Origin of the sequence: Flavobacterium endoglycinae (assembly GCF_017352115.1) — a bacterium.
Lineage (GTDB): Bacteria > Bacteroidota > Bacteroidia > Flavobacteriales > Flavobacteriaceae > Flavobacterium > Flavobacterium endoglycinae.
The window spans coordinates 2995356-3019780 of record NZ_CP071448.1; the positions used below are offsets into that span (position 1 = coordinate 2995356).

The following is a 24425-nucleotide window of genomic DNA, read 5'->3' on the forward strand; positions in this document are numbered from 1 at the left end:
ATCAATAAAAGTATTTCGCTTAGAATATTGCATATAGAACTATGTGTTAAAGCTTGCTTTTTCTATAATCTTAATCAAAAGCAATAAAAATCTATGTTTCTGTGTGTTTAAATTAAATTTTGTTCCATTCCACCTAAAGGGTTTAATAAAATTAATTTACTCCAATTTATGGTGTTCATCCATATCTCTTTTCAAATCTAAGTTTCTAAAGGTTGGCGATTTTAAAGCAGTAACGATTACTGTTAAAAGCGTAACACTTCCTCCAAAAACAACTGATGTTACAACGCCCATCAACTTAGCCGTTGCACCACTTTCAAAAGCACCTAATTCGTTTGAAGATCCAACAAAAATGGAGTTAACGGCACCAACGCGTCCGCGCATATGATCTGGAGTTTTAAGCTGTAAAATAGTCTGACGGATTACCACAGAAATTCCATCAGCCAATCCGCTTAAAAATAAGGCGAAAACAGAAAGCCAGAAATAAGTCGATAATCCAAATAAGATGATTGATAAACCAAAAACAAAAATGGCAATTAAAAGTTTCTTTCCAGCATTTTCATACAAAGGCACATAGGCCGAAACTAACATCGTAATAAAAGCACCCACAGCAGGAGCAGCTCTTAAAATGCCGAAACCTTCAGGACCTACTTTTAAGATGTCTTGTGCAAAAACGGGCAATAGTGCAACGGCTCCTCCAAAAAGTACCGCAATCATATCTAGTGATAATGCGCCCAAAACAATTTTGTTTTTAAATACAAATGTCAAACCTTCCATAAGACTATCTTTTATAGATTCTCCCATTTTCGGGTTTATAATTGGCTTTTGGCTGATTTGTGATAAGGCAATTAACGAAAGAATCGAAAATCCAAAAACCAAACACATAGACCAATGAACACCAATCCAGTTGATAGAGAATCCGGCCAAAGCTGGTCCCATAACAGCTCCAATCTGCCATACCGAACTGCTCCAAGTTGCAGCATTTGGATATACTTTTTTAGGAATAATTAATGATAAAAGAGAGAAGATCGTTGGTCCCATAAAAGAACGTACGATTCCGCCAAAAAACACAAGAGTATAAATTGAATATAAAATGTAATCTTTAGAGAAATCACCCACTACTTTTGGCCAAGTCAATAAGAAAAGACCAAAACTAATTACTGAGAATCCTAAAATACATTTTACCAATAAGCTTTTCTTTTCTCTTTGGTCTACAATATGTCCTGCAAACAAAGACATTGAAACCGCAGGAATGATTTCCATTAAGCCAATAATTCCTAAAGAAAGTGGGTTTTTGGTTAAACTATACACTTCCCATTCTATAACAATAAACTGCATAGACCAAGCAAAAACCATAGCAAAACGCAATAGTAAAAAAACGTTGAATTCTCGGTAACGAAGTGCCTGATAAGGATCTGGTTTGGCTGATTTAATCTCTTCCATTTGTTCTAATGTCTTTCAGCATAAGCTGTGTTGAAATTGTACCATTCCATTCGTTTTCTGCAATGCAGTAAGCAATTTGAAATGGGTTTTGATTTTGTGCTATATTTAATTTTTTTCCGAGACCAAAGCCAATAGCAGCAATGCCATCAGAGTTGTTTTGTTTGGCATAAAGCCTCAAATGTTCATCTTCTGCTCCTAATGTTTTTGCATATCCAGTATCTTTTACGTTTGCAGTCATAAAAACTGGAGTCATATTCTGCGGGCCAAAAGGTTCAAATTGCTTTAAGATTCGAATTAATTTTGGAGTTATATCAGAGAAATTGATTTCGGCATCAATTTCTATCTCTGGAGTTCGCATTTCGGGCAGAATGGTTTCTTGTACACATTTCTCAAAAGCTTCTTTAAAGAGCAGATAATTTTCGGCTTTTAAAGTCATTCCGGCTGCATACATATGTCCTCCAAATTGTTCCAAATGTTCTGAACACGCATCAAGAGCATTGTAAACATCAAAACCTTTTACAGATCGGGCAGAAGCGGCGTATTTGTCTCCGCTTTTGGTAAAAACTAAAGTTGGACGATAATACGTTTCAATCAATCGTGAAGCTACAATTCCGATTACGCCTTTGTGCCAGTCTTCTTGAAAAACAACAGTTGAAAAACGTTCTTCTTCTTTGTTTTCTAGAATCTGCTGAAAAGCTTCTTTGGTAATTTTTTTATCTAAATCTTTTCGGTCGGCATTGTATTGTTCGATTTCTGAAGCAAACTGTTGGGCTTGTTCTAAATCAAATTCGGTTAAAAGTTCCACCGCATGATTTCCATGTTTGATTCTTCCCGCAGCATTTATTCTTGGGGAAATGATAAAAACGACATCGGTAATATCGAGAACTTTCTTTTTTACCTGATGCGTTAAAGCTTTAATTCCAGGTCTTGGTTCACTGTTGATGACTTTTAATCCGAAGTAAGCTAGAACGCGGTTTTCTCCTGTAATGGGTACAATATCGGCTGCGATTGCAGTAGCAACCAAATCAAGATATGGAAGAAGATCTTCTACCGTTTCATTTCGATTTTGACCTAAGGCCTGAATCAATTTAAAACCGACACCGCAGCCACACAATTCATCATAAGGATAGGAGCAGTCTTCTCTTTTTGGGTCAAGAACTGCCACGGCATCCGGCAGAATGTCTCCAGGTCTATGGTGATCGCAGACAATAAAATCGATGTTTTTTGCTTTTGCGTAAGCGACATGATCGATCGATTTAATACCGCAGTCAAGGGCAATTATTAAGGAAATTCCGTTATCATCTGCATAATCAATTCCCTTGTACGAAACGCCATAACCTTCGTCATAACGATCGGGAATATAAGTGGCAACATGAGGATAATGCGATTTTAAATACGAAGAAACCAGAGAAACAGCAGTTGTTCCGTCAACATCATAATCTCCAAAAACCAGAAAGTTTTCCTGATTTTCTATGGCTTTTTCTATTCGGGCAACGGCTTTATCCATATCTTTCATTAAATACGGATCGTGCAAATGTTCTAAAGACGGACGAAAAAACTTCTTGGCATCTTCAAAGGTTTCAATACCACGCTGAATCAGGAGCGATGCTACAAAATCTTCTACATTTAAAGCTTGTGCCAAATGTTTGATTTTTTCTTCAGAAGGTTTTGGTTTTAATGTCCAACGCATAATTGATTTTAGATTTTAGAGTGTTGATTTTATATTTTTGATTTGCTATAGTAGATCGTAAAGTGCTTGATTTTAAGATCTGAAATCAAAAATCGTTAATCAAAAATCTTAAATAATTATTTTAATTCAAGTGCATTTCCTTCAAACTGAATTCCGTCCCAGCCTAAGTTGATGAAGTTTCTAATGTTTTGGTGATTGGTTCCGTTTGGATCGCCTAAAACTTCTTCAAAATAAAAAGCGCCAAAACAAGCTAAGGTTTCTTCTTTATTTAAATTTTGAAGTTTTGCAAAAGAAAACAATTTACAAGAACCTGAATTTTCGCCTGCTGCGTTATGTTGTGTTCCGTTTTGAAAAGCAGTTGGAGTAAAGTTGTAATTTTCTTCAATTACTGCAATAGTTTCTGGAAATGTGATTTGTGTTGGTGTTTGTTTTACTTTTTCTAAAAAGGCTTGAATGCTCATGATTTATTCTTTGAATTATATTTTATGTTCTCATTGTCAGTTCGAGCGGAGTCGAGAACCAAATGCGCATCTCGACTTCGCTCGATGTGACAAATGGAATTTGAACTAACAACAGTTTATTCTTCTTCATCCTTAGAAAATTTACTTTTCTTAGGTTCTTTTGTTATTGTTTTTCCGGCAACGACCACAACGATTTCTCCTCTTGGTGCGTTTTTTTCAAAATGAGCCAGAACTTCTTTAGCAGTTCCGCGGACGTTTTCTTCATGTAATTTAGATAATTCGCGCGAAACGCAGACTTGTCGGTCTTCTCCAAAATACTGGATAAATTCGCTTAAAGTTTTAATGAGTTTATGCGGAGAAACATATAAAATCATCGTGCGGGTTTCTTCGGCTAAAGCCAAAAAACGAGTCTGACGTCCTTTTTTATCAGGAAGGAAACCTTCAAAAACAAATTTGTCATTTGGCAGTCCGCTGTTTACAAGAGCGGGAACAAAAGCCGTTGCTCCAGGAAGACATTCTACTTCGATATTATTTTCTACACAGGCACGAGTTAGCAAAAATCCAGGATCTGAAATGGCTGGAGTTCCAGCATCTGAAATCAAAGCGATGGTTTCACCAGCTTTCAAACGAGCAATTAGGTTCTCGGTTGTTTTGTGTTCGTTGTGCATATGATGGCTGTGCATGTGCGTGCCAATTTCAAAATGCTTTAAGAGTTTTCCGCTTGTGCGGGTGTCTTCGGCCAAAATCAAATCGACTTCTTTCAAAACCCGAATGGCTCTAAAAGTCATGTCTTCAAGATTGCCAATTGGCGTTGGAACGATATATAATTTGGACATAATTTAGTTTGATAATTTTGACACGAATTGCACGAATTGTCACAAATTCTAAGACTTTAAAAATTGCACAAAGAAAAAATTGGTGCTAATTCGTGAAATGGGTGTTTTATTTTTAAGAGAATTTCTTCTCAATAATTCCAAGAAAACGTTCTGCGTAATCGTCTTTTCCTTCCCAGTTGTTGTAATCCGGTTTTACCATGTTTTCGATAAAATCTTTGACTTCTGCAAAAGAATCAAAAGTCAATAATTGGTTTAAAACTCGGCTGTAATCTTCAGTGCTGTTTCCAAAAAGATTCTTTGTGAAAGCAATTCTGTCGTTTAAATCAATATGAAAACCTCTTGCTAATTTTTCGTTTAAACTTACAGGTTTAACAGGCTCTTTTACGGTTTCAAAAAGAGTTGTTTCTATTGTTTTTTTCTCTTTTGAATCATTCGACGAAATAGGTTCAAAACTGTCTACTTTTACAAATTGTGCATCGGCATAATTAATTCCGAAATCTTCAAACGCGATTGGAATAGGACTTGCTTTTGGTTCTGTTTTTTCTTCCGTTTTGGGTTCTTCTTTTGCCACTTCTTGAATTTCTTCCTGATCCAATTCAAAAGCAGGTTTAAAATCTGGAATAGGTTTTAAATCACTTACAGTAGTAAATGAAAGTTCGTCAGATGTATTTTTGGGTTCTTCTGGTATTTCAATTTCTTTTTGGATTTCTTGTACAGGATCAGGGATCACTGCAGCAGGTTCTTCTATTTTTTCGAAAATAGGCTCTATTATTTCTGGAACCACAAATTCTAATTTTTCTTCAGCAATAGGTTCTTCTGCTTTTTCTAAAACAGGTTCTGTAGTTTCTGGAATAATGGATTCTGTTTTTTCTTCAGCAATCGATTCTTCCGTTTTTTCAGCAACTGGTTCTGTGATTTCCTCTGCGGTAACTTCTTCTGTATTTTCAGCTTCGTAAGATTCTTCAAGAGCAATTACTTCTTCTGCTGGAGTTTCAGATTGAATCTGTACTGGAGTAATTTCTTCTTCTTTGTTGAAAATAGTTTCCAGCTCAGAATTGATTTCGCTTTGTCCAATAGTTGGTTTCTGTGTGTCGAAGTTTTCTTCCACGAATTTTAAAACCGCTAATTTCTCATATAATTTTTGAGTTTCAAGATATAATTGATTGATATCGGATTTGTTTTTAAGTTTTAAAATTCGATGTGCAATGCTGATTAATTCAGCTTCCAATTTTTTTTTCATAACTGTTGAAAATTATAGTGAATACGGTATTTTAGTGTATTTAATGTCTGATTTTTTTCGGAAAGAAATCTTACAGTTGCTTTTTATTTCTGTTAATAAGCGTTTCCCAATTTCCGATTTGATAAAAATTGTCTACTTTTGAAAAAGTCTAAAAACAGCAGTTTTTAACCTCAATTTATTACCAGTACAAAGTAATAAAAACTATTCATTTTTAAAGGCAGAAAAATACAAAATGTTTCTCGAAAATACAGTAAATCACAAAGAACAATTTGGTTGGATTGAAGTTATTTGTGGGTCAATGTTTTCGGGTAAAACCGAGGAGTTAATCCGCAGATTAAAGCGCGCGCAGTTTGCCAAACAAAGAGTTGAAATTTTTAAACCCGCAATCGATACCCGTTATCATGACGAAATGGTGGTGTCTCACGATTCTAATGAAATTCGTTCGACACCAGTTCCGGCTGCTGCCAATATTTCTATTTTGGCGCAGGGATGTGATGTGGTAGGAATTGATGAAGCTCAGTTTTTTGATGATGAAATTGTAACCGTATGCAATGATCTTGCTAATCGCGGTGTTCGTGTAATTGTTGCTGGACTGGATATGGATTTTAAAGGAAATCCTTTCGGGCCAATGCCTGCTCTTATGGCTACAGCCGAATATGTTACGAAAGTTCACGCAGTCTGCACCCGAACTGGAAATCTGGCAAACTATAGTTTTCGTAAAACGGATAATGACAAATTGGTTATGCTTGGAGAAACGGAAGAATACGAGCCGTTAAGCCGCGCAGCATATTTTAATGCAATGAAAAAAAGTCAGGAAAAGTAAGTTCTTTTTAATTTCTAATAAACGATTTAAGCCGAAATAACTATGCAAGAAAAAGAAAGCAAATTTAAAAGAAATATATGGCTGTTCGTAGCCATAGCAATCGCATTGGCTTTGGTCACTTTTTTTCAGTTTTACCTAAGTGAAAATACACAGCACGAACATATTGAAATCACGCAGCTGGTTGATAAATACAATAAAAATTGTCCCTTATTAATTCAGGAAGGAATTCGTTTAGACAGTGTAAATCTGCCGGAAGAAAGAGCTGTTCAATACAATTTAACTTTGGTAAAAGTAGAAAAAGAAACCGCTGAGATTGCTGTTATTCGAGATGAAATCAAAAAAAGCATTTTGAGTACAGCAAAAGCAAATCCAGGATTACAGGTTTTTAGAGAAAATGATTATACATTGATTTACAGTTATTACGACAATAAGAAAAAGTTTTTATTTAAAGTAAATGTACTGCCTGATCAGTATCAATAAATAGAAATTTAATTTACGATAATAAACCCAATACTTTAAAAGCTGTTGGGTTTTGTTTTTTATATTTCACTCCTACGGAGCTTTTATCTTGAGGCTTGATAAAACTCTATACCTATTTAGCCTCGCGGCGGCAATTTAAAAGATGTTATATTGTCGCCTTGTTTATATATAATCGTTTTGATCTTATGAATCTAACCAGTATAACTCTAAAATTTGTTGTATGATAAAATGCTCCATCGGAATAAAATATCTATAGAAAAATGTACGCAAAGAATATAAAGCTCCTTAGGAGCGATATATGAAAATTTCTTCGCAATCTAAATATTCAACCTAATTAAAAAAAAGCCTAACAGATTTTTAAAATCTGTCAGGCTGATATATTAAATTTAGATATAATAAAATTAAATTTTCTTTCTCATTCTTGCTACCGGAATATCAAGCTGTTCACGGTATTTAGCAATGGTTCTTCTCGCAATTGGATATCCTTTTTCTTTTAGGATTTCTGCCAATTGATCGTCTGGAAGCGGTTTTCTCTTGTCTTCTTCCTCAATAGTATTTTGAAGAATCTTTTTGATTTCAAGAGTTGAAACATCTTCACCTTGATCATTTTTCATAGCTTCAGAGAAGAATTCTTTAATCAGTTTGGTTCCGTATGGGGTTTCAACATATTTGCTGTTGGCCACACGTGAGATTGTTGAAATATCCAAACCTACCATATCGGCAATGTCTTTTAGGATCATTGGTTTTAGTTTGGTTTCGTCACCGTCTAAGAAATATTCTTCCTGATAATGCATAATCGCATTCATAGTAACAAAAAGAGTTTCCTGACGCTGTCTAATCGCATCGATAAACCATTTTGCCGAATCCAGTTTTTGTTTGATAAACTGAACCGCATCTTTTTGTGCCGCCGATTTATCTCTGGAATCTTTATAGGTCTGCATCATTTCCTGATAGTCTTTAGAAACGTGCAGGGAAGGAGCATTACGTCCGTTTAAAGTTAATTCCAGTTCACCGTCAATAATTCTGATGGCGAAATCGGGAACTATATTTTCAGTTACTTTATTATTTCCAGTGAAAGAACCGCCCGGTTTTGGATTTAGTCTTTCAATTTCATGAATTGCTTTTTTAAGCTGTTCGTTTGAAACGCCGTATTTTTGAAGGAGTTTGTCGTAATGTTTTTTCGTGAAAGCATCAAACTGATTTTCAATGATGTCAATCGCTAAATCAACATATTCGGTTGGTGTTTTGTGCTTTAACTGAAGCAATAAACATTCCTGCAAATCACGTGCACCAACTCCCGAAGGTTCTAGTTCATGAATTACCGTCATCATTTTTTCGACCATTGCTTCATCAGTATAAATTCCCTGAGTAAAAGCCATATCGTCTACAATATCCGGAATGCTTCTGCGGATGTAACCCATGTCATCAATACTTCCTACTAAGAATTCAGCGATTTCGCGCTCTTCATCATTCAAAATAAAAGTATTCAACTGATTGATTAAATCCTGATGAAAACTAATTGGAGCCGCAAATGGTGTTTCGCGTTCCTCGTCGTCACTATAATTGTTTACCTGAGTTTTATAATCAGGCGTATCGTCGTCGCTTAAGTATTCGTCAATGTTAATATCGTCTGCTTCGATTCTATCAGATTCTGCATCATCATAATCGTCGTAGTCTTCATTAGCATATTCGTCAGCTTCGTATTCATCTTCTTTTCCAGCTTCAAGTGCTGGATTTTCGTTCATTTCTTCTAATAAACGTTGTTCAAAAGCTTGCGTAGGCAATTGAATTAACTTCATCAGCTGAATTTGCTGTGGAGATAATTTTTGGGATAATTTTAAATTTAAAAATTGCTTTAGCATAGTTTGTGTTAAGAGTTAAGGGTTAGGAGTTAAGAATTGTAACGCATAACCAATAACATTTTTTTTTCTATTAAAATATTATGAGCTAAGGTTTTACGCTTAACTCATAACAAATAACTTATAACTTTCTATTAAAACTCTGCGCTACCAGGCGTTCTTGGGAAAGGAATTACGTCTCTAATGTTTGTCATTCCTGTTACAAACAATACCAAACGCTCAAATCCTAAACCGAAACCTGCGTGTGTTGCAGAACCGAATCTTCTGGTATCTAAATACCAATATAATTCTTCTTTGTCAATTCCTAGCGCTTCCATTTTCTGAACCAGAACATCGTAACGCTCTTCTCTTTCAGAACCACCTACGATTTCTCCAATTCCAGGGAAAAGGATGTCCATTGCACGAACCGTTTCTCTTCCTGGTTCTGTGTTGTCGTTCAAACGCATGTAAAACGCTTTAATATTTGCTGGGTAATCGTATAAAATTACCGGACATTTAAAGTGTTTCTCCACCAAATAACGCTCGTGCTCTGATTGTAAATCAGCTCCCCATTCGTTGATTAGGTATTGGAATTTCTTCTTTTTATTTGGAGTTGAATCTCTTAAAATGTCAATAGCTTCCGTGTAAGAAACACGTTTGAAGTTGTTTTCTAAAACGAAGTTTAGTTTTTCTAGCAACGCCATTTCGCTTCTTTCTGCCTGTGGTTTTGATTTTTCTTCTTCAAGAAGTCTTCCTTCTAAGAATTTCAAATCGTCTTTACAGTGGTCTAAAGCATATTTAATTACATACTGAATAAAATCTTCAGCTAAGTCCATGTTATCGTCAAGGTCGTTGAAAGCAACTTCAGGCTCAATCATCCAGAATTCTGCCAAGTGACGAGAAGTGTTTGAGTTTTCTGCTCTAAATGTTGGTCCAAAAGTATAAATCTGACCCAAAGCCATAGCAAAAGTTTCTCCTTCTAATTGTCCAGAAACCGTTAAGTTGGTATGTTTTCCAAAGAAATCTTTTTTGAAATCGATGTTTCCTTCTTCATTTTTAGGAAGATTGTCAAGCGGTAAAGATGTTACTTGGAACATTTCTCCAGCACCTTCAGCATCAGCTCCAGTAATAATTGGTGTGTTTACATATACGAAACCTTTATCCTGAAAATATTTGTGAACTGCGTAAGACAATACCGAACGCACACGCATAATAGCACCAAAAGCATTTGTACGCACGCGTAAGTGAGCATTTTCACGTAAAAATTCTAAAGAGTGTTTTTTAGGCTGCATTGGGAATTTCTCAGCATCAGAATCTCCAAGGATTTCCAATTTAGAAACCTGAATTTCGTATTTCTGACCCGCACCTTTACTTTCAACTAAAGTTCCAATTACAGAAACTGCAGCTCCAGTCGTGATTCTTTTTAAAGTCTCTTCTGGTGTATTTTCAAAATCAACAACACATTGAATATTATTAATTGTAGAACCGTCATTTAAAGCGATGAACTGATTATTTCTAAAAGTTCTCACCCAACCTTTTGCATTCACTTCCTGTAACGTCGTCGTACTGTTTAATAAGTCTCTAACTTTTGTGTGTTTCATTTTTATATATAATTGATATTAAGTAATATTCATTTTGAACAACTGCAAATATAATCGATAATAATTAATTTGAGAAGTTGTTTACTGTCATCCGTGTATCTTTATCTTTTAAACAAAATGATAAAGAGTAAGTTTTTCTGAAAAAACGCTCGGCAGATGTTTGTTATCTTGCAATTGCTTTTTGTAATGCTGGGCTAATAATCATTAGGACTTGAAATAGCGTTAGCATTATTGGCATAACCATCTTTTGTTGAAATTCAACCGATTTATTAAAAGAATCATATCTTTTAGAATTGTTTAAATCTGGATTTTTCTCAACCATTTTTCTAATCAATTTCATTGCATCTTTATTCATAAAATACATTATGATTGGTGATAAACTGAAAAAGATTAACAGAACAAAGCAAAACAGATTTATCATTTCTTTAATGTAAAGATATTTATGAATCAGAATTAAAGGAATGAAACTTCCTGCAAAGTATATTATTTGCTTTCTGTTGCCCATAAAGCTTACATTCAAAAATTTATAAATAGTATAATTTAATGAAATAAAATATGTTAAGTATAAAATTTTAAAAATGAATCCCATTTCTTATTTTTCCAAATTTTCCAAATCCTCTTTCTTAGTTTTTTTCTTCTCAAAAGTCAAAACTAAAGAAGGTAATACCACTAAGTTAGCAAACATCGCAAATGCTAAAGTACAAGAAATCAATCCTCCTAAAGCAATCGTTCCGCTGAAACTTGATAAGGTAAAAGTTGCAAAACCTAAAATCAAAACCACGGAAGTATAAAAAGTACTGATTCCAGTTTCTCTTAAAGCACTGAAAACCGATTTCTTCACTTTTCCGCCGCTTTGTAGCAAGTCATGTCGGTATTTTGCCATAAACTGAATCGCATTATCAACCGAGATTCCGAATGCAATACTGAATACTAAAATTGTTGAGGGTTTTAACGGAATTCCAAAATAACCCATTAATCCAGACGTAATGCAAAGTGGTAAAATATTCGTAATTACCGAAGCCATTACCATTTTGAAAGAACGGAATAAATACAAAATCAGAACAGCAATCGTTAAAATTGCGAAAATTAAGGATTCGATTAAGTTGTCAACCAAATATGAAGTTCCTTTTTGGAATACTAATGCTTTTCCAGTAACGGTAACTTCAAAACGGTCTTTTGGGAAAATTTCATCAATTTTAGAATGTAATTTTTTCTCCACTTTCGCCATTTCATCCGTTCCAATATCTTTCATGAAAGTGGTGATTCGGGCATATTGTCCAGTCGAATCAACATACGATTTCATTAGATTTTCTTTGCTGTTTTTCGTTGCATTTTTAGCATAACTTAAAATGAAAGTCTGCTCTTGCGAAGTTGGCAATTGGTAATATTCTGGATTTCCGTTGTAGAAAGCTTGTTTCGAATATTTAACCAAATTCACTACAGAAACTGGCTTTGCCAATTCTGGAATTTCAGCAATTGTATTTTGCAACTCGTCCATTTTACGAATCGTAGAAGCTTTCATAACGCCTTTTTTCTTTTTGGTATCAATCATGATTTCCAAAGGCATAACTCCGTTGAATTCTTTTTCGTAAAATAAAATATCTTTAAAGAAAGAAGCGCTTTTTGGCATTTCGCCAATTAAACTTCCTGAAACTTTCATTTGCGAAACTCCAATGACACTGAAAACTAAAAGTAAACCGTAAATGATGTAAACGAATCTGCGCTTTGTTTTTACCAAATTTTCAACCACATTTAATAAAGTTGAAATATAAGTTTTCGTTAAATGGTATAAGTGTTTTTCTTTTGGAAGCGGCAGAAAACTGTAAATAATCGGCACGATAAAAAGTGTCAGTAAATAAACAGAAATCACGTTGATTGAAGTCACCATTCCGAATTCGAAAAGCAAATCGTTTCCTGTAATCATGAATGTTGCAAAACCAATTGCCGTTGTTAGATTCGTCATTAAAGTCGAAACTCCAATTTTAGAAATAACACGCTGCAAGGCTTTCGCCTGATTGTTATGCAATTTAATTTCCTGCTGGTATTTATTAATTAAGAAAATACAGTTTGTAATTCCGATTACAATAATCAGCGGTGGAATGATTGCTGTTAAAATCGTGATTTTGTAGCCAAACAATCCAAGTGTTCCGAAGGACCAGATTACGCCGACAATTAAAATACAAATCGAAATAAAAGTGGCTCTGAACGAACGGAAAAAGAAAAAGAAAATCAATGAAACAGTCAATAAAGCCGCACCAATGAAAAGTCCGATTTCGCCTTTCATGTCGTCAGCATTGATGGTTCTGATGTACGGCATTCCGGAAACCTTCAAATCAATTCCGGTTGTTTTTTCGAACTTGTTGATTTTCGGAACTAAATTTTCAAGTATAAAAGTTTTTCTTTCAGGCGTATTTACCAGCGCTTTGTTAATGTAAATAGCAGAACGTACACTTCCACTTTCTTTATTAAATAAAAGTCCTTCGTAAAAAGGCAGGTTATGAAATAAATCATACTGAACACTTTTTAAGTACGCAGGATCTAAGGTTTTGCTTTGATCAATAAATGGCGTTAAGACAAATTTTTCGTTAACGGTGTCTTTTTCCAGTTTTTTTAAATCATTTAAAGAAACCACTAAATCAACTTCTTTTGATTTTTTTAAACCTGTCATTAACTCATTCCAAGCCGCATAATTTTTAGGAGTAAAAAAGTTTTTATCTTGAAAACCAATAACAACAAGATTTCCTTCTTCACCAAATTTGTCTAAGAATTTTTGATATTCTTTATTAGCGATATGATCTTTTGGAAGCAGGTTTGCTTCAGTATAAGTCATAGAAAGGTTTTTCCACTGAAAACCAAGAAAAATGGTTAAAGCAGCAAGGATAATCAGAATTGTTATTCTGTTTTTAAGTATAATTCGGGCTAGTTTTTCCCAAAATCCAACTTGAATAGTGTTTTTCATAAATCTTTAAAAATGGATGCAAATGTAGTGAAAAGTGCTCGAAATCATAAATAATCAACTCTATTTTACTTAATGTTAACACAAATTTCAGTGTCTTTTACAGACGATAATTTCGTAATTTTTGCGATAGAATCATCTGCTTTTCTCATATTTGTATTGAAATTACATCGAAAGAAAAAGAATTCGATTTTTTTAATCTGCAAAATCTACAGCAGTAAAAACAAATACAATGCAGGAAAACAATACGACAACTTTTATTTTTTTAGCAATCCTTTTATTGCTGATTGTCATTATTTGTATCATGATGTACCAGCTCATGCAGGCCAAAAAAGCAAAGGATGATGCCGAAAAAAGTTTCTACGCGCTCGAAGTAAAAGTAAATGATCTTCAGTTAGAAAACTTAGAGTCAAAACTCAATCCGCATTTGTTTAAAAATATTTTAAATTCAATTCAGTCGCATGCTTACCAAACGTATTTTGCACTCGATAAACTCGCAAATGTTCTGGATTATATTTTGTATGAAAGCAAAAATAAATTTGTCACAGCGAGAGAAGAAATTGATTTTGCGTTGAATTTAATTGAAATCAACAAAATTAAAATCAGTCCGCTTTTTGAGTTGAAGGTTAAAACCAATATTAATAAAGAAGATAAATTATACGATCAGCCTTTGATGGCGCCTTTGATTTCAATTGATCTCATAGAAAACGCTTTTAAACACGCCGATCTGCAAAGTCCAGATGCTTTTATTTCGGTTGTGTTTGAGTTTAAAGACAATGCTTTTTTTATGACGGTTTCGAATAAAATTTCAGATAAAAAGGTTTTGAAAAAAGAACGAAGCGGATTAGGTCAAGCCACACTCGAACATCGTTTGCGCATCATTTACAAGAATAATTTTAAACTGGATAAGTTTATAGAAAATGGTGTATATATTGCTCATCTAAAAATAGATTTACTTGAATACAAAACTGAAATGCTTGCTTCTGGACGATGAGATTCCGGGATTGACCTACCTAAAAATGCTTTGCGAACAAATTCCAGAACTGGAAATCGTAAAGACATACAACAATCCTGAGAAACTTTTATCTGATGTTTCTAATCTTGATTTCGATTTATTGATTTCGGATATAGAAATGCCGGGTATTGATGGTCTGCATCTGGCTGAAAAACTACAAGACAAACTGGTGATTTTTTGCACGGCATATAAAGAATATGCGGCAGAAGCTTTTAATATTGATGCGGTCGATTATATTACAAAACCCGTAAAATTAGAACGTCTGCAAAAAGCCATTACAAAAGCTTTTGAACGTTTTGATAAATCAGATTCGGCTAAAAAATTCATTCAGTTAAATACTGATAAAGGAAAGACGCTGTTGTATTTCAATAAAATTCAATACATTAAAACAGCTCTAAGTGACAGCCGTGATAAAACGGTTTTAATGGCTGATGGCAGTTTTCTGAATTTAAAAAATGTAAAATTTGATACGCTTTTAAAAGAACTTCCCGAAACTGATTTCTGCCGTGTCAATAAAAAAGAAATTGTGGCCGTAAAAGCCATTAAGTTTTTTAATCATAACGAAATTGTCCTTCATCATGTTGAAGAAAACCACAAAAACACGACTCTGATTTTAAGCGAAACCTATCGTTCTGATTTTTTGAGAAAGGTAAAAATATAACTTATTACAAAGTTTTTCGGTCTTGTTACATGGTTTGAAAATTAGCTTAAAAATCACTTTTTCACGTAAAGTTCTGTTCTGATATTTGCCGCATAAAATTAAAAGAATGCGTTATGAACAAGTTTAAAAACTCTTTATTCTACGTTACAGTGATTGGTGGTTTTACAGCGCTGATGTATTGGATTATTACAAAAGGAGCGGCTCTCGAAACTGGACGTGAAATTGTAAAAAAGCAAGTAGAAAGCAACCACTGGAATGACTTTTTAAATTCGATGGTGCAAAATCTTCAGCATCCTCTGGCAATTTTACTGGCTCAAATTGTAACGATTATTCTAACGGCACGTTTGTTCGGATGGTTTTTTAGAAAAATTGGACAACCTTCTGTAATTGGTGAAATGATTGCCGGAATTGTTTTAGGGCCTTCTTTAGTTGGAATGTACTTTCCAGAATTTTCAGCGGCTTTATTCCCAAAAGAATCTTTAGGAAATCTCCAGTTTTTAAGCCAGATTGGTTTAATTCTTTTCATGTTTGTGATTGGAATGGAATTAGACTTGAAAGTTTTAAAAAACAAAGCACACGATGCGGTGGTTATCAGCCATGCGAGTATCGTAATTCCGTTTACATTGGGAGTTACATTAGCTTATTTTATTTATGAAACTTTTGCTCCAAAAGGTGTTGAATTTTCTTCTTTTGGTTTGTTTATGGGAATTGCCATGAGTATTACCGCTTTTCCTGTTTTAGCCAGAATTGTTCAAGAAAGAGGCATGCAGAAAACCAAACTTGGAACGATTGCCATTACTTGCGCTGCGGCAGATGATGTTACCGCTTGGTGTATTCTGGCAGTTGTAATCGCGATCGTAAAAGCAGGTTCACTTTCAAGTTCTTTATATGTAATTGGAATGGCGGTTTTATATGTGATTATCATGCTGAAAATCGTTCGCCCGTTCCTAAAAAGAGTAGGAGATTTGAATGCAACGCGCGAAAGTTTAAACAAACCAGTTGTTGCGATTTTCTTTATTACGCTTTTAATTTCGTCTTATGCTTCAGAATTAATCGGAATTCATGCTTTGTTTGGCGCTTTCCTTGCAGGTGCAATTATGCCGGAAAACAATAAATTCAGAAATATATTTATTGAAAAAGTAGAAGATGTTTCGATCATTGTATTATTACCATTATTCTTTGTATTTACAGGTTTGCGAACGCAGATTGGTCTTTTGAATGATCCTGAATTATGGAAAATTACAGGATTGATTATCGCAGTTGCTGTAATTGGTAAATTCTTTGGAAGCGCGTTGGCGGCAAAATTTGTGGGGCAAAATTGGAAAGACAGTCTGGCAATTGGAGCTCTTATGAATACTCGTGGTTTAATGGAACTTGTAGTTTTAAATATTGGTTATGATCTAGGCGTTTTATCTACAGAAGTTTTTACCATGATGGTAATTATGGCTCTTGTGACTACTTTTATGACTGGACCTGCTCTGGATTTTATCGGATTTCTATTTAAAGATAAAATAACAGCTATTCCGCAGGAAATTGGCAATAAAAGCAAATACAAAGTGCTGCTTTCTTTCGCAACACCTGAAAGAGGTAAAAAGCTGTTGAAAATTGCTAATAGTTTAGTGAAAAAACAACAAGACAATTCTATTGTTACTGCCATGCATTTGTCTTTAAGTACCGAAATACATTCGTTTGATGTAAAAGAACACGAACGCAAAATGCTGGTTCCGGTTGTTGATGAATCTCATAAACTGAATCAGAATATGGTAAGTCTATTTAAAGTGTCTAATGATATTGATACCGATATTGTCGATGCTGCGAATCAAGGGGAATATGATTTATTACTGGTTGGTTTGGGACAATCGATTTTTGACGGAACATTGCTTGGAAAGATTCTTGGTTTTACAACCCGAATTGTAAATCCAGATCGTTTGATTGATAAGTTTACTGGAAAAGAAGGTTTGTTTGAAAATAATCCTTTTGATGAAAGAACCCGTCATATTCTTGCGAAAACAAAAATGCCGGTTGGTATTTTCATTGATAAGAATTTAGAAGAAGTTAATCAGGTATTTATTCCCGTTTTTACCAAAGAAGATGCTTTTTTAATTGAATATGCCAAGAAATTAATCAATAATAATGGTTCACAAATTATCGTTCTTGATGCGAGTGGCGAAGTGAAAAATACACGCGAAATTCAGGAAACAATACGTTCTATCGAACAGATTGCTCCAAATCACATTATGATTATGCACGACAGAACGCTTAAAAAAGAATTTTTAGAAAGCCAGGATTTAATGATGATTAGTTTAGAAAGCTGGAAAAAGCTTATAGAATCTCAAAGTACATGGCTGAATAATACGCCTTCGGTTTTGATTCTTAAACCTTAGAAGGGCTAATTTCCCATAAATAAATCCTAAATTCCAAATGCAATGCGATTGGGATTTGGGATTTTTTTTAGCCACGAATTCACGAATTTCATTGCTTTAACCTTTTAAAATTCTAGTTGAATTTCACGAATTACTACTTAATTATTTGTAAAAATTTGTGTAATCTAGTGCTAAACTGCGCAAAGTTAAGAAGTGAAATTCGTGAATTCGTGGCGAAAAAAAAGTTTAAGAAAGTATTGTAATTTGGAATTTTTAAAATTGGAATTTAAAGCCCTAGATCAATAACATAAGAAATCTTAACCGCGATATTATCTTCAAATTTCAATAATTGATTCGGTCCGTAACGATAGAATCCGCCTAGACCAAAACCTTTGTAGATTTTGTTGAGCTCAAGACCAGACTCGAAGAAACCTTTGTCTAAAGTTTTATAAGAAGGACCAACATGTTGTTCCGGATTTTCCATATGTCCCCAAGCCATTCTGGTAACCAAAACCAAAGAAGGACTTACTTTTTTCACGATCTGCATTCGTTTAAATCCGTGTTTGGCCTGAAAAAACACATATTGACTCGAGAAAAACTCATTAAAAAACATCGTTTCAAAACTGTTTCTTCCCGCAAAAGTAATACGCTGTATTACGGTTTCTTTCGTAAGGTTGTTGGGCATTGTGTTGTATAAATGCGTTAACGGGGCATCGCCCATTGCATAACCACCTTGTAAAAGCAGACTTGTTTTTTGTCCGTTTAAATACTTCTTTTCGTATTCGGTTTTGAAATCTATTTTTCCAAAAGTAAAATCATTTCCTAAAACGTTTGGCAGCGTTTGCGTATACTGAAATGTAAATCTTGGAAATCGTTTATCTGATTCATTTCTTCCGGTTGGTGTCTGCATGAAATCGCTAAAAGGCGCCCAAACAATAGAAACCATTGCCGTTGTCATAATATAATTTGAATACAAATGTTCGTTGTAATTAAAAAGATAATCGAACTTAGGTTCAACATACGTTCTGGCTAATTCAACAACCGCTTCTGTTTTCGGAATAATTTTCGTTTGAATATTGGCTTTCCAGCTGTCGTATTTATAGAAAGTACTAATGTTGATTGGTCGTGGATCATAGATTTTAAAAACACGTTTGTCAACCGCAAAAACGGTACTCGCAATCTCTCGAATATCATCAGTATACGATCCGTTTAACCAAGTGTTGGTGTTTTTGTCTAATAAAAATCCAATGCCCAGATTGTATTTTACAACACCATCTTTTGTTCCGTAAGCACTATATCCTTCAATTCTGAAGTTTTTTGAAAATTTCTCATTAGTTATGCCTCCAAGTCCCAAACGGAATCCTTCATAATTATTATAGCTGATTATTTTCTTCAAATCCAGATCAACTGGACCAACTGGAATGTAACCGTTTAATATTTTTCGGCCAAAACCAAGACGTTTTTCAATTCTTCGATTTACAGATAAACTGTCTAGCAATTCATAAGTTTTTTCGCTTTTTTCGTCTAATGTTGCTTTTCGGTAAGTATTCCAGAATTCTTCAGGTTTCTGGCTCGCATCATCTTTAATTTCAATATAAAGTGATGGATTTTTAATAACAGTGGGATTGTTATAATGAATATCGAAATTGTTGCTTTCAGAAAGCAAATAGGTAAAATCCGAAGCAGTTTTTTTTCTCGGCTCAAAATCGTCAGAGATATCGCCGTCAAATTGAATGGTACCTCCTAAAATTTTAATATCATCATCATTTTTTCCCTTTACAATTTTGAAAGTGGTATTGCTCTGAAACCATATCTTTTCGCTCGGCACATATTCAAATTCATGAATACCGCTAATGTCTAAAACGCCTTTAATACGCATAACTGCTTTTGCAATGGCAAAATTTTCTTGGTCGATATACAAAACACCTTCAAGACCAGAGCTTTTTCTTTTATGTTTAAAATAAATCATAAAAGTTTCGCGGCCTTTTATGTTTACGGTGTCAAGAAGTTTGTAATTATACGAAGCAGGAGCGGTATTCGAAATTGGGTTTTCGTATTTGGTTTCAAAAAGTTCATATTTATTATCGTAAATAGAAATCGACTGCAGGTTAAAAGCTATAACTTCATAAATAGGATTTTTAAAACCAGCTATTTTGGTGCCAAGCACTGTTTCCTTAAGCTTATGATCGCCAAATTGGTATTGTGAAACTTTTTCAGTTTGAAATAAATGTTGTTTGGTAATGATTTCTTTGAACTTATAATCAGATGAATCGATGTTGATTTTCTTTTTCTCAAGATCTTTATAAGTGGCAGAAGAATCTATTCTTCCCTGAATTGAATCAGGATTTGCGGTAACAATAAGTTTATTATAAGTTTTATATTCGAAAGTTTTGAGCTTTTTCTGTGGGTTGTTATTGTTCTTATTGGCAATAACTTTTTTGATTATCGTCAAAGCTGGATTTTCATTTGAAACCACCACTTCTTTTAAATCATCTGTTTTTTGCACTAAAGAAATCGGATAAAACTTTTTGTTTTCGTCTATAGCAATTTTTTTAGTTTGAAAACCAATATAAGAAACCGTAAAAAAACTTGATTTTGAACTGAAATTTAAAATGAATTTTCCGTCGACATCTGTAATTGTATTGTTGTTATCTACAGTAGTAATGGTTGCAAACGGAAGAGGTTTGTTGTCTGCATCGGTTACAATTCCGTTTATTTGAAACTGCGCCTGAATACTAAGCGTAAAAAATAAAGTTAAGAAACAAAAAAGCCTCATACAGAATTATATAGTGTCAGAAACGAATAAAATTTGATTTTGGTATGCAAAAGTAATAATAAAAAAATCCGTTTGGCACACTTTGACCAAACGGATTTTTAAATTTCATTTTCAAAAAATTAGACTTTCATGATTTCAGCTTCTTTTAAAGCTAATAATTCGTCAATTTTTTTGATGTATGCATTTGTTAAGTTTTGCACTTCTTCTTCTGCAGATTTACAGATATCTTCTGAAGTTCCTTCTTTTTCTAACTTTTTAATGTCTGTATTAGCATCTTTACGAGAGTTACGAATACCAATTTTTGCATCTTCAGCTTCTGCTTTGGCTTGTTTTGCCAAATCACGACGGCGCTCTTCTGTTAAAGGTGGCACACTGATGATGATTACGTCTCCGTTGTTCATTGGGTTGAAACCAATATTAGCCACCATAATTGCTTTTTCAATTGCAGACAGCATGTTTTTTTCAAACGGCTGTAATGTAATTGTTCTAGCATCAGGAACACTAATTTTTGATACTTGAGAAAGTGGTGTTGCAGATCCGTAGTAATCAACAAAAACACCTCCAAGCATTGCTGGAGAAGCTTTTCCTGCACGAATATTTAGAAATTCTTTTTCTAAGTGTGCAATAGAACCGTTCATAGATTCTTCAGTGCTTTCTAATATAAAATCGATTTCTTCAGTCATTTTTTTTAGTTTTCAGTTTTTTATTCTCAGTTTCAGTTAAAGTCAGCACCTGTGACTGTAAACTTTACTGACGACTATATATTTACTACAGTTCCAATGTTTTCACCTTCGCAGATTTTTAGAAGGTTTCCAATTTTGTTCATATCAAAAACAACAATTGGAAGTTTGTTTTCCTGGCTTAAAGTAAAAGCAGTAGTGTCCATTACATTTAATCCTTTTTTGATTACATCATCAAAAGAAATGAAATCAAATTTTACGGCTGCTGCATTTTTTTCAGGATCTGAATCGTAAACACCATCAACACGGGTTCCTTTTAAAATTACATCAGCATTGATTTCGATACCTCTTAAAACTGCTGCGGTATCAGTTGTAAAGTATGGATTTCCAGTTCCGGCACCAAAAATTACGATTCTGCCTTTTTCAAGGTGGCGATCTGCTCTTCTTTTGATATAAGGTTCTGCGATAGATTCCATTTTTAAAGCAGTCTGCAAACGCGTTTTCATTCCTTTGTCTTCAAGTGCGCCCTGCAAAGCCATTCCGTTAATTACAGTAGCAAGCATTCCCATGTAATCTCCCTGCACTCTGTCCATTCCTGAGCTTGCACCGGCAACGCCTCTAAAAATATTTCCTCCTCCAATAACGATAGCAATTTCTACTCCTTTGTCGTGAATCTGCTTAATTTCATCTGCATATTCGCCTAATCTTTTCGGGTCAATTCCGTATTGTAAATCACCCATTAAGGCCTCTCCGCTAAGTTTTAGAAGAATTCTTTTATATTTCATATTGTGTGTTGCGTTAATTTGTGCAAATATAGACATATTCTGATTTTTAAAAATAATTTACAAAAAATTAATTAGACCTGGGATTGAATTTTTTATAAAGACTTTTTTGATTTTTTTAGATTGAATGTGACAAAAGTCATTCTCAGATCGTTCGAAAATCCGTAATTTTATAGTAGCAAAATAAATATCTATGAAAAGTATTGTAGCCAAAGCATTATTCAATAGTCATTCGTATGTTGAATATCGAAAATTAGTTACTGATCTGCTTTCTGAAGGTAAATCAACCGGAAGCCAACAATCTGAAAGCCTTACCAATTATTCTAAGCTTAACGAAGCAAGAATGAACCGACTGGAAAAAACCATCACCATTTCTGAAGATGTTATTTCAAAACTGCAGCACTTAAATAATCATTATATCTGGCTTGTGATTTCTGAAGGCTGGTGCGGAGATGCAGCGCAGATTTTGCCTATTTTGAATAAGATGGCTTTAGCATCAAATAAAAAAATTGATCTTCGAATCGTACTTCGGGACGAAAACGACGAATTAATGAACCAGTATCTGACCAATGGCGGAAGAGCAATCCCAAAAGTCATTGTTATTTGTAAAGAAGCCGGAATTGTTCGTGCGGATTGGGGACCAAGACCAAAAGGCGCAACAGAATTGATGAACAATCATAAAAGAGATGTTGGAGCCATTGACGAGAAAATAAAAACAGATTTACAATTATGGTATCTGGCCGATAAGGGAATTTCTGTTCAACAAGAGCTTGTGGAGATTATGGAAAATATAAAATATAACCGATTATAATGTTTTTATTTTTGTAATAAATGTCTGAAGTTGTGATATGTTAAAGTATTGATAATAAATGTTGTAATGGTTTTAAAAAAAATCAGAAAATGTTTTTTCTATTATAAAATTTTGTAACTTGCTGTCATGATCCCACTTCTATTATATATTTTTTGATTTACTGCTTGTACTGGTGTCTATTTTAACTCTAACCATTTAAAAATTCACTATTATGAAAAAGTTATTCGAAAGGTTTTATGATTTTTTTTCTGCATACTTATTCGGAGGGAAAAATGTTCCTCACTATTAATTAAAATAAATAAGTATGGGATAACATTATTTTAGAAGTCGGCACATTACTTTTTGGAGTGATGTGCTAATTTCTTTTCTGGGGAGTTCAAAATAATGTGATCTAGCAATAAAAAAAATCTTTTAAAGTCATTGTAAGAGATTACACTTCCTGCATTTTTTATAAATCTATTTCAGGCTTTCTTCAAATAACGTGATGTCAATTGCATTTTTTACGTCGTAATCGCCAATTTTTGTTCGTCGCAAAACTGTTAAATGAGAACCTGAATTCATGGCTTTTCCAAAGTCATAAGCCAATGAACGAATATAAGTTCCTTTACTGCAGACTACTCTAAAATCAATTTCAGGTAAGGCAATTCTAGTTATTTCAAATTCATGAATGGTCGTTTTTCGGCTTTCGATTTCTATAGATTCTCCTGCACGCGCATGCTCGTACAAACGAACACCATCTTTTTTAATAGCCGAGAAGATAGGCGGTTTTTGATCGATTTCGCCTAAAAATTGTTTTACAGTTTCATGAATCAAAGCTTCATCAATATGAGAAGTTGGAAAAGTCTGATCGATTTCAGTTTCTAAATCATACGATGGAGTAGTCGCTCCAATGTAAAATGTTCCTGTATATTCTTTTGCCTGACCTTGCAGCTCGGAGATTTTTTTTGTGAATTTTCCAGTACAAATTAATAAAAGTCCGGTTGCTAAAGGATCTAAAGTTCCTGCATGGCCAATTTTGAACTTTTTTGGAAGTCCAACTTTATTAATCAAAAGGTATTTTAATTTATTGACAGCTTGAAACGAACTCCATTTTAATGGTTTGTCAATCAATAAAACTTGTCCGTTTAAATATTCTTCAGGTGCCATTATATAATCGTAAGCGGGTGAATGAAAAAGTGAATCAATAATAAAATGATTCCGGCAATAATTCGGTAATAGCCAAATACTTTAAAACCATTTTTAGTCAAAAAACTAATAAAAGTTTTAATCGCTAGAAGAGCTACAATAAAAGCAACAATGTTACCGATAATTAAAAGATTTATCTGGTCGTGAGACAATTCAAATCCGGCTTTGTAATAATCATAGCATTTTTTTACTGTTGCACCTAACATGGTAGGTACGGCTAAAAAGAATGAAAATTCGGCAGCAGAAGTTCTGGTCAATTTTTGAGACATTCCACCTACAATACTGGCACCGCTTCGTGAAACTCCAGGAATCATAGCCAGACATTGAAAAAATCCAATTTTCAGTGCTTTTGCATATGTGATTTCAGAAGAAACTTCAGGATCATTTGGTTTGTTGAACCATTCGTCTACTTTTAATAAAATAATACCTCCAATTAAAAGAGAGATCGCAACTGTAACTGGATTTTCTAACAAATCGTCGATAAAATCGCTCAATAATAATCCTAAAACCACAGCAGGGATAAAAGCAACTAAAAGTTTAAAGTAGAAATCAAATGTTTGAAAGAAACGTTTGAAGTATAAAATAACAACCGAAAGTATTGCGCCAAGCTGAATTACAATGGTGAAAAGTTTAGTGAAATCGTCTTTAGCGATTCCAAAAAATGAAGAGGCAATAATCATGTGGCCTGTTGAAGAAACGGGTAAAAATTCAGTAATTCCTTCAATAATAGCAAGAACGATAGCTTGTAATGTGTTCATTTAGAATTTTAGATTTCAGATTTTAGATT

20 protein-coding genes are annotated in these 24425 nt (G+C 34.0%); 6 read left to right on the forward strand and 14 right to left on the reverse strand.

The genetic code is table 11. The features are described from left to right. Positions 1-156 precede the first annotated feature (156 nt). The 5 genes from J0383_RS13085 to J0383_RS13105 all read right to left on the reverse strand — a co-directional run bounded on the left by J0383_RS13085 (position 157) and on the right by J0383_RS13105 (position 5667). Positions 157-1440, reverse strand: coding sequence for an MFS transporter (locus J0383_RS13085; RefSeq protein WP_207294490.1), 1284 nt, complete (start codon positions 1438-1440; stop codon positions 157-159). Beyond that, the gene (gene recJ / locus J0383_RS13090; protein ID WP_207294491.1) at positions 1427-3130 is read right to left on the reverse strand and encodes a single-stranded-DNA-specific exonuclease RecJ; all 1704 of its coding nucleotides are present in this window, start codon (positions 3128-3130) and stop codon (positions 1427-1429) included. The genes J0383_RS13085 and recJ overlap by 14 nt, the downstream gene beginning before the upstream one ends. Before the next feature lie 116 nt (positions 3131-3246). Next, on the reverse strand, positions 3247-3591 hold the full coding sequence (locus J0383_RS13095; RefSeq protein ID WP_207294492.1) for a HopJ type III effector protein: 345 nt from the start codon (positions 3589-3591) through the stop codon (positions 3247-3249). Positions 3592-3707: 116 nt separating this feature from the next. After that, a complete protein-coding gene (gene rsmI / locus J0383_RS13100) occupies positions 3708-4427 on the reverse strand; it encodes a 16S rRNA (cytidine(1402)-2'-O)-methyltransferase (protein ID WP_207294493.1) in 720 nt (239 codons plus the stop codon). A gap of 112 nt (positions 4428-4539) precedes the next feature. Next, positions 4540-5667 carry a hypothetical protein gene (locus J0383_RS13105; protein WP_207294494.1) on the reverse strand — a complete coding sequence of 376 codons (1128 nt, stop codon included), beginning with the start codon at positions 5665-5667 and terminating at the stop codon, positions 4540-4542. Between the two features lie 232 nt (positions 5668-5899). Between J0383_RS13105 and J0383_RS13110 the strand changes: the two genes are divergently transcribed. Together J0383_RS13110 and J0383_RS13115 are read left to right on the forward strand one after the other, a co-directional pair. Next, a complete protein-coding gene (locus tag J0383_RS13110; RefSeq protein WP_207294495.1) occupies positions 5900-6490 on the forward strand; it encodes a thymidine kinase in 591 nt (196 codons plus the stop codon). A gap of 42 nt (positions 6491-6532) precedes the next feature. Beyond that, the gene (locus J0383_RS13115; protein WP_207294496.1) at positions 6533-6970 is read left to right on the forward strand and encodes a hypothetical protein; all 438 of its coding nucleotides are present in this window, start codon (positions 6533-6535) and stop codon (positions 6968-6970) included. A gap of 401 nt (positions 6971-7371) precedes the next feature. On the opposite strand, the gene rpoN is transcribed toward J0383_RS13115, so the two are convergent. The 4 genes from rpoN to J0383_RS13135 all read right to left on the reverse strand — a co-directional run bounded on the left by rpoN (position 7372) and on the right by J0383_RS13135 (position 13368). Next, positions 7372-8832 (reverse strand): RNA polymerase factor sigma-54, encoded by a 1461-nt coding sequence (rpoN, locus tag J0383_RS13120; protein ID WP_207294497.1) that lies wholly within the window; start codon positions 8830-8832, stop codon positions 7372-7374. Positions 8833-8963: 131 nt separating this feature from the next. Beyond that, positions 8964-10409, reverse strand: coding sequence for an asparagine--tRNA ligase (asnS, locus tag J0383_RS13125; protein ID WP_207294498.1), 1446 nt, complete (start codon positions 10407-10409; stop codon positions 8964-8966). A gap of 163 nt (positions 10410-10572) precedes the next feature. Beyond that, a complete protein-coding gene (locus tag J0383_RS13130) occupies positions 10573-10764 on the reverse strand; it encodes a hypothetical protein (RefSeq protein WP_207294499.1) in 192 nt (63 codons plus the stop codon). Between the two features lie 237 nt (positions 10765-11001). After that, positions 11002-13368 carry an efflux RND transporter permease subunit gene (locus J0383_RS13135; RefSeq protein WP_207294500.1) on the reverse strand — a complete coding sequence of 789 codons (2367 nt, stop codon included), beginning with the start codon at positions 13366-13368 and terminating at the stop codon, positions 11002-11004. Between the two features lie 229 nt (positions 13369-13597). Between J0383_RS13135 and J0383_RS13140 the strand changes: the two genes are divergently transcribed. The 3 genes from J0383_RS13140 to J0383_RS13150 all read left to right on the forward strand — a co-directional run bounded on the left by J0383_RS13140 (position 13598) and on the right by J0383_RS13150 (position 17425). Continuing rightward, positions 13598-14359: a sensor histidine kinase gene (locus J0383_RS13140; RefSeq protein ID WP_207294501.1), complete on the forward strand. Its 762-nt coding sequence runs from the start codon at positions 13598-13600 to the stop codon at positions 14357-14359. Continuing rightward, entirely contained in the window at positions 14322-15041 is a 720-nt protein-coding gene (locus J0383_RS13145) for a LytR/AlgR family response regulator transcription factor (protein WP_207294502.1), read from the forward strand. Before J0383_RS13140 ends, J0383_RS13145 begins: the two co-directional genes overlap by 38 nt. A 113-nt stretch (positions 15042-15154) precedes the next feature. Beyond that, entirely contained in the window at positions 15155-17425 is a 2271-nt protein-coding gene (locus J0383_RS13150; RefSeq protein WP_207294503.1) for a cation:proton antiporter, read from the forward strand. A 265-nt stretch (positions 17426-17690) separates the two neighbouring features. Here J0383_RS13150 and J0383_RS13155 read toward each other — a convergent pair whose 3' ends face one another. From J0383_RS13155 to pyrH, 3 genes are all read right to left on the reverse strand, one after another. Next, the gene (locus J0383_RS13155; RefSeq protein WP_207294504.1) at positions 17691-20180 is read right to left on the reverse strand and encodes a DUF5686 family protein; all 2490 of its coding nucleotides are present in this window, start codon (positions 20178-20180) and stop codon (positions 17691-17693) included. Between the two features lie 119 nt (positions 20181-20299). Further along, on the reverse strand, positions 20300-20863 hold the full coding sequence (frr, locus tag J0383_RS13160; RefSeq protein ID WP_207294505.1) for a ribosome recycling factor: 564 nt from the start codon (positions 20861-20863) through the stop codon (positions 20300-20302). A gap of 74 nt (positions 20864-20937) precedes the next feature. After that, positions 20938-21645: a UMP kinase gene (pyrH, locus tag J0383_RS13165; protein ID WP_207298697.1), complete on the reverse strand. Its 708-nt coding sequence runs from the start codon at positions 21643-21645 to the stop codon at positions 20938-20940. 190 nt (positions 21646-21835) lie between these two features. On the opposite strand from pyrH, the gene J0383_RS13170 reads away from it, so the two are divergent. After that, complete coding sequence (locus J0383_RS13170) at positions 21836-22453, forward strand: thioredoxin family protein (RefSeq protein ID WP_207294506.1); 618 nt, start codon at positions 21836-21838, stop codon at positions 22451-22453. Positions 22454-22909: 456 nt separating this feature from the next. Here the strand turns inward: J0383_RS13170 and truB are convergent, their stop codons facing one another. Beyond that, complete coding sequence (gene truB, locus J0383_RS13175) at positions 22910-23599, reverse strand: tRNA pseudouridine(55) synthase TruB (protein ID WP_207294507.1); 690 nt, start codon at positions 23597-23599, stop codon at positions 22910-22912. Further along, the gene (locus J0383_RS13180; RefSeq protein WP_207294508.1) at positions 23599-24396 is read right to left on the reverse strand and encodes an undecaprenyl-diphosphate phosphatase; all 798 of its coding nucleotides are present in this window, start codon (positions 24394-24396) and stop codon (positions 23599-23601) included. Before J0383_RS13180 ends, truB begins: the two co-directional genes overlap by 1 nt. Positions 24397-24425: the final 29 nt, after the last annotated feature.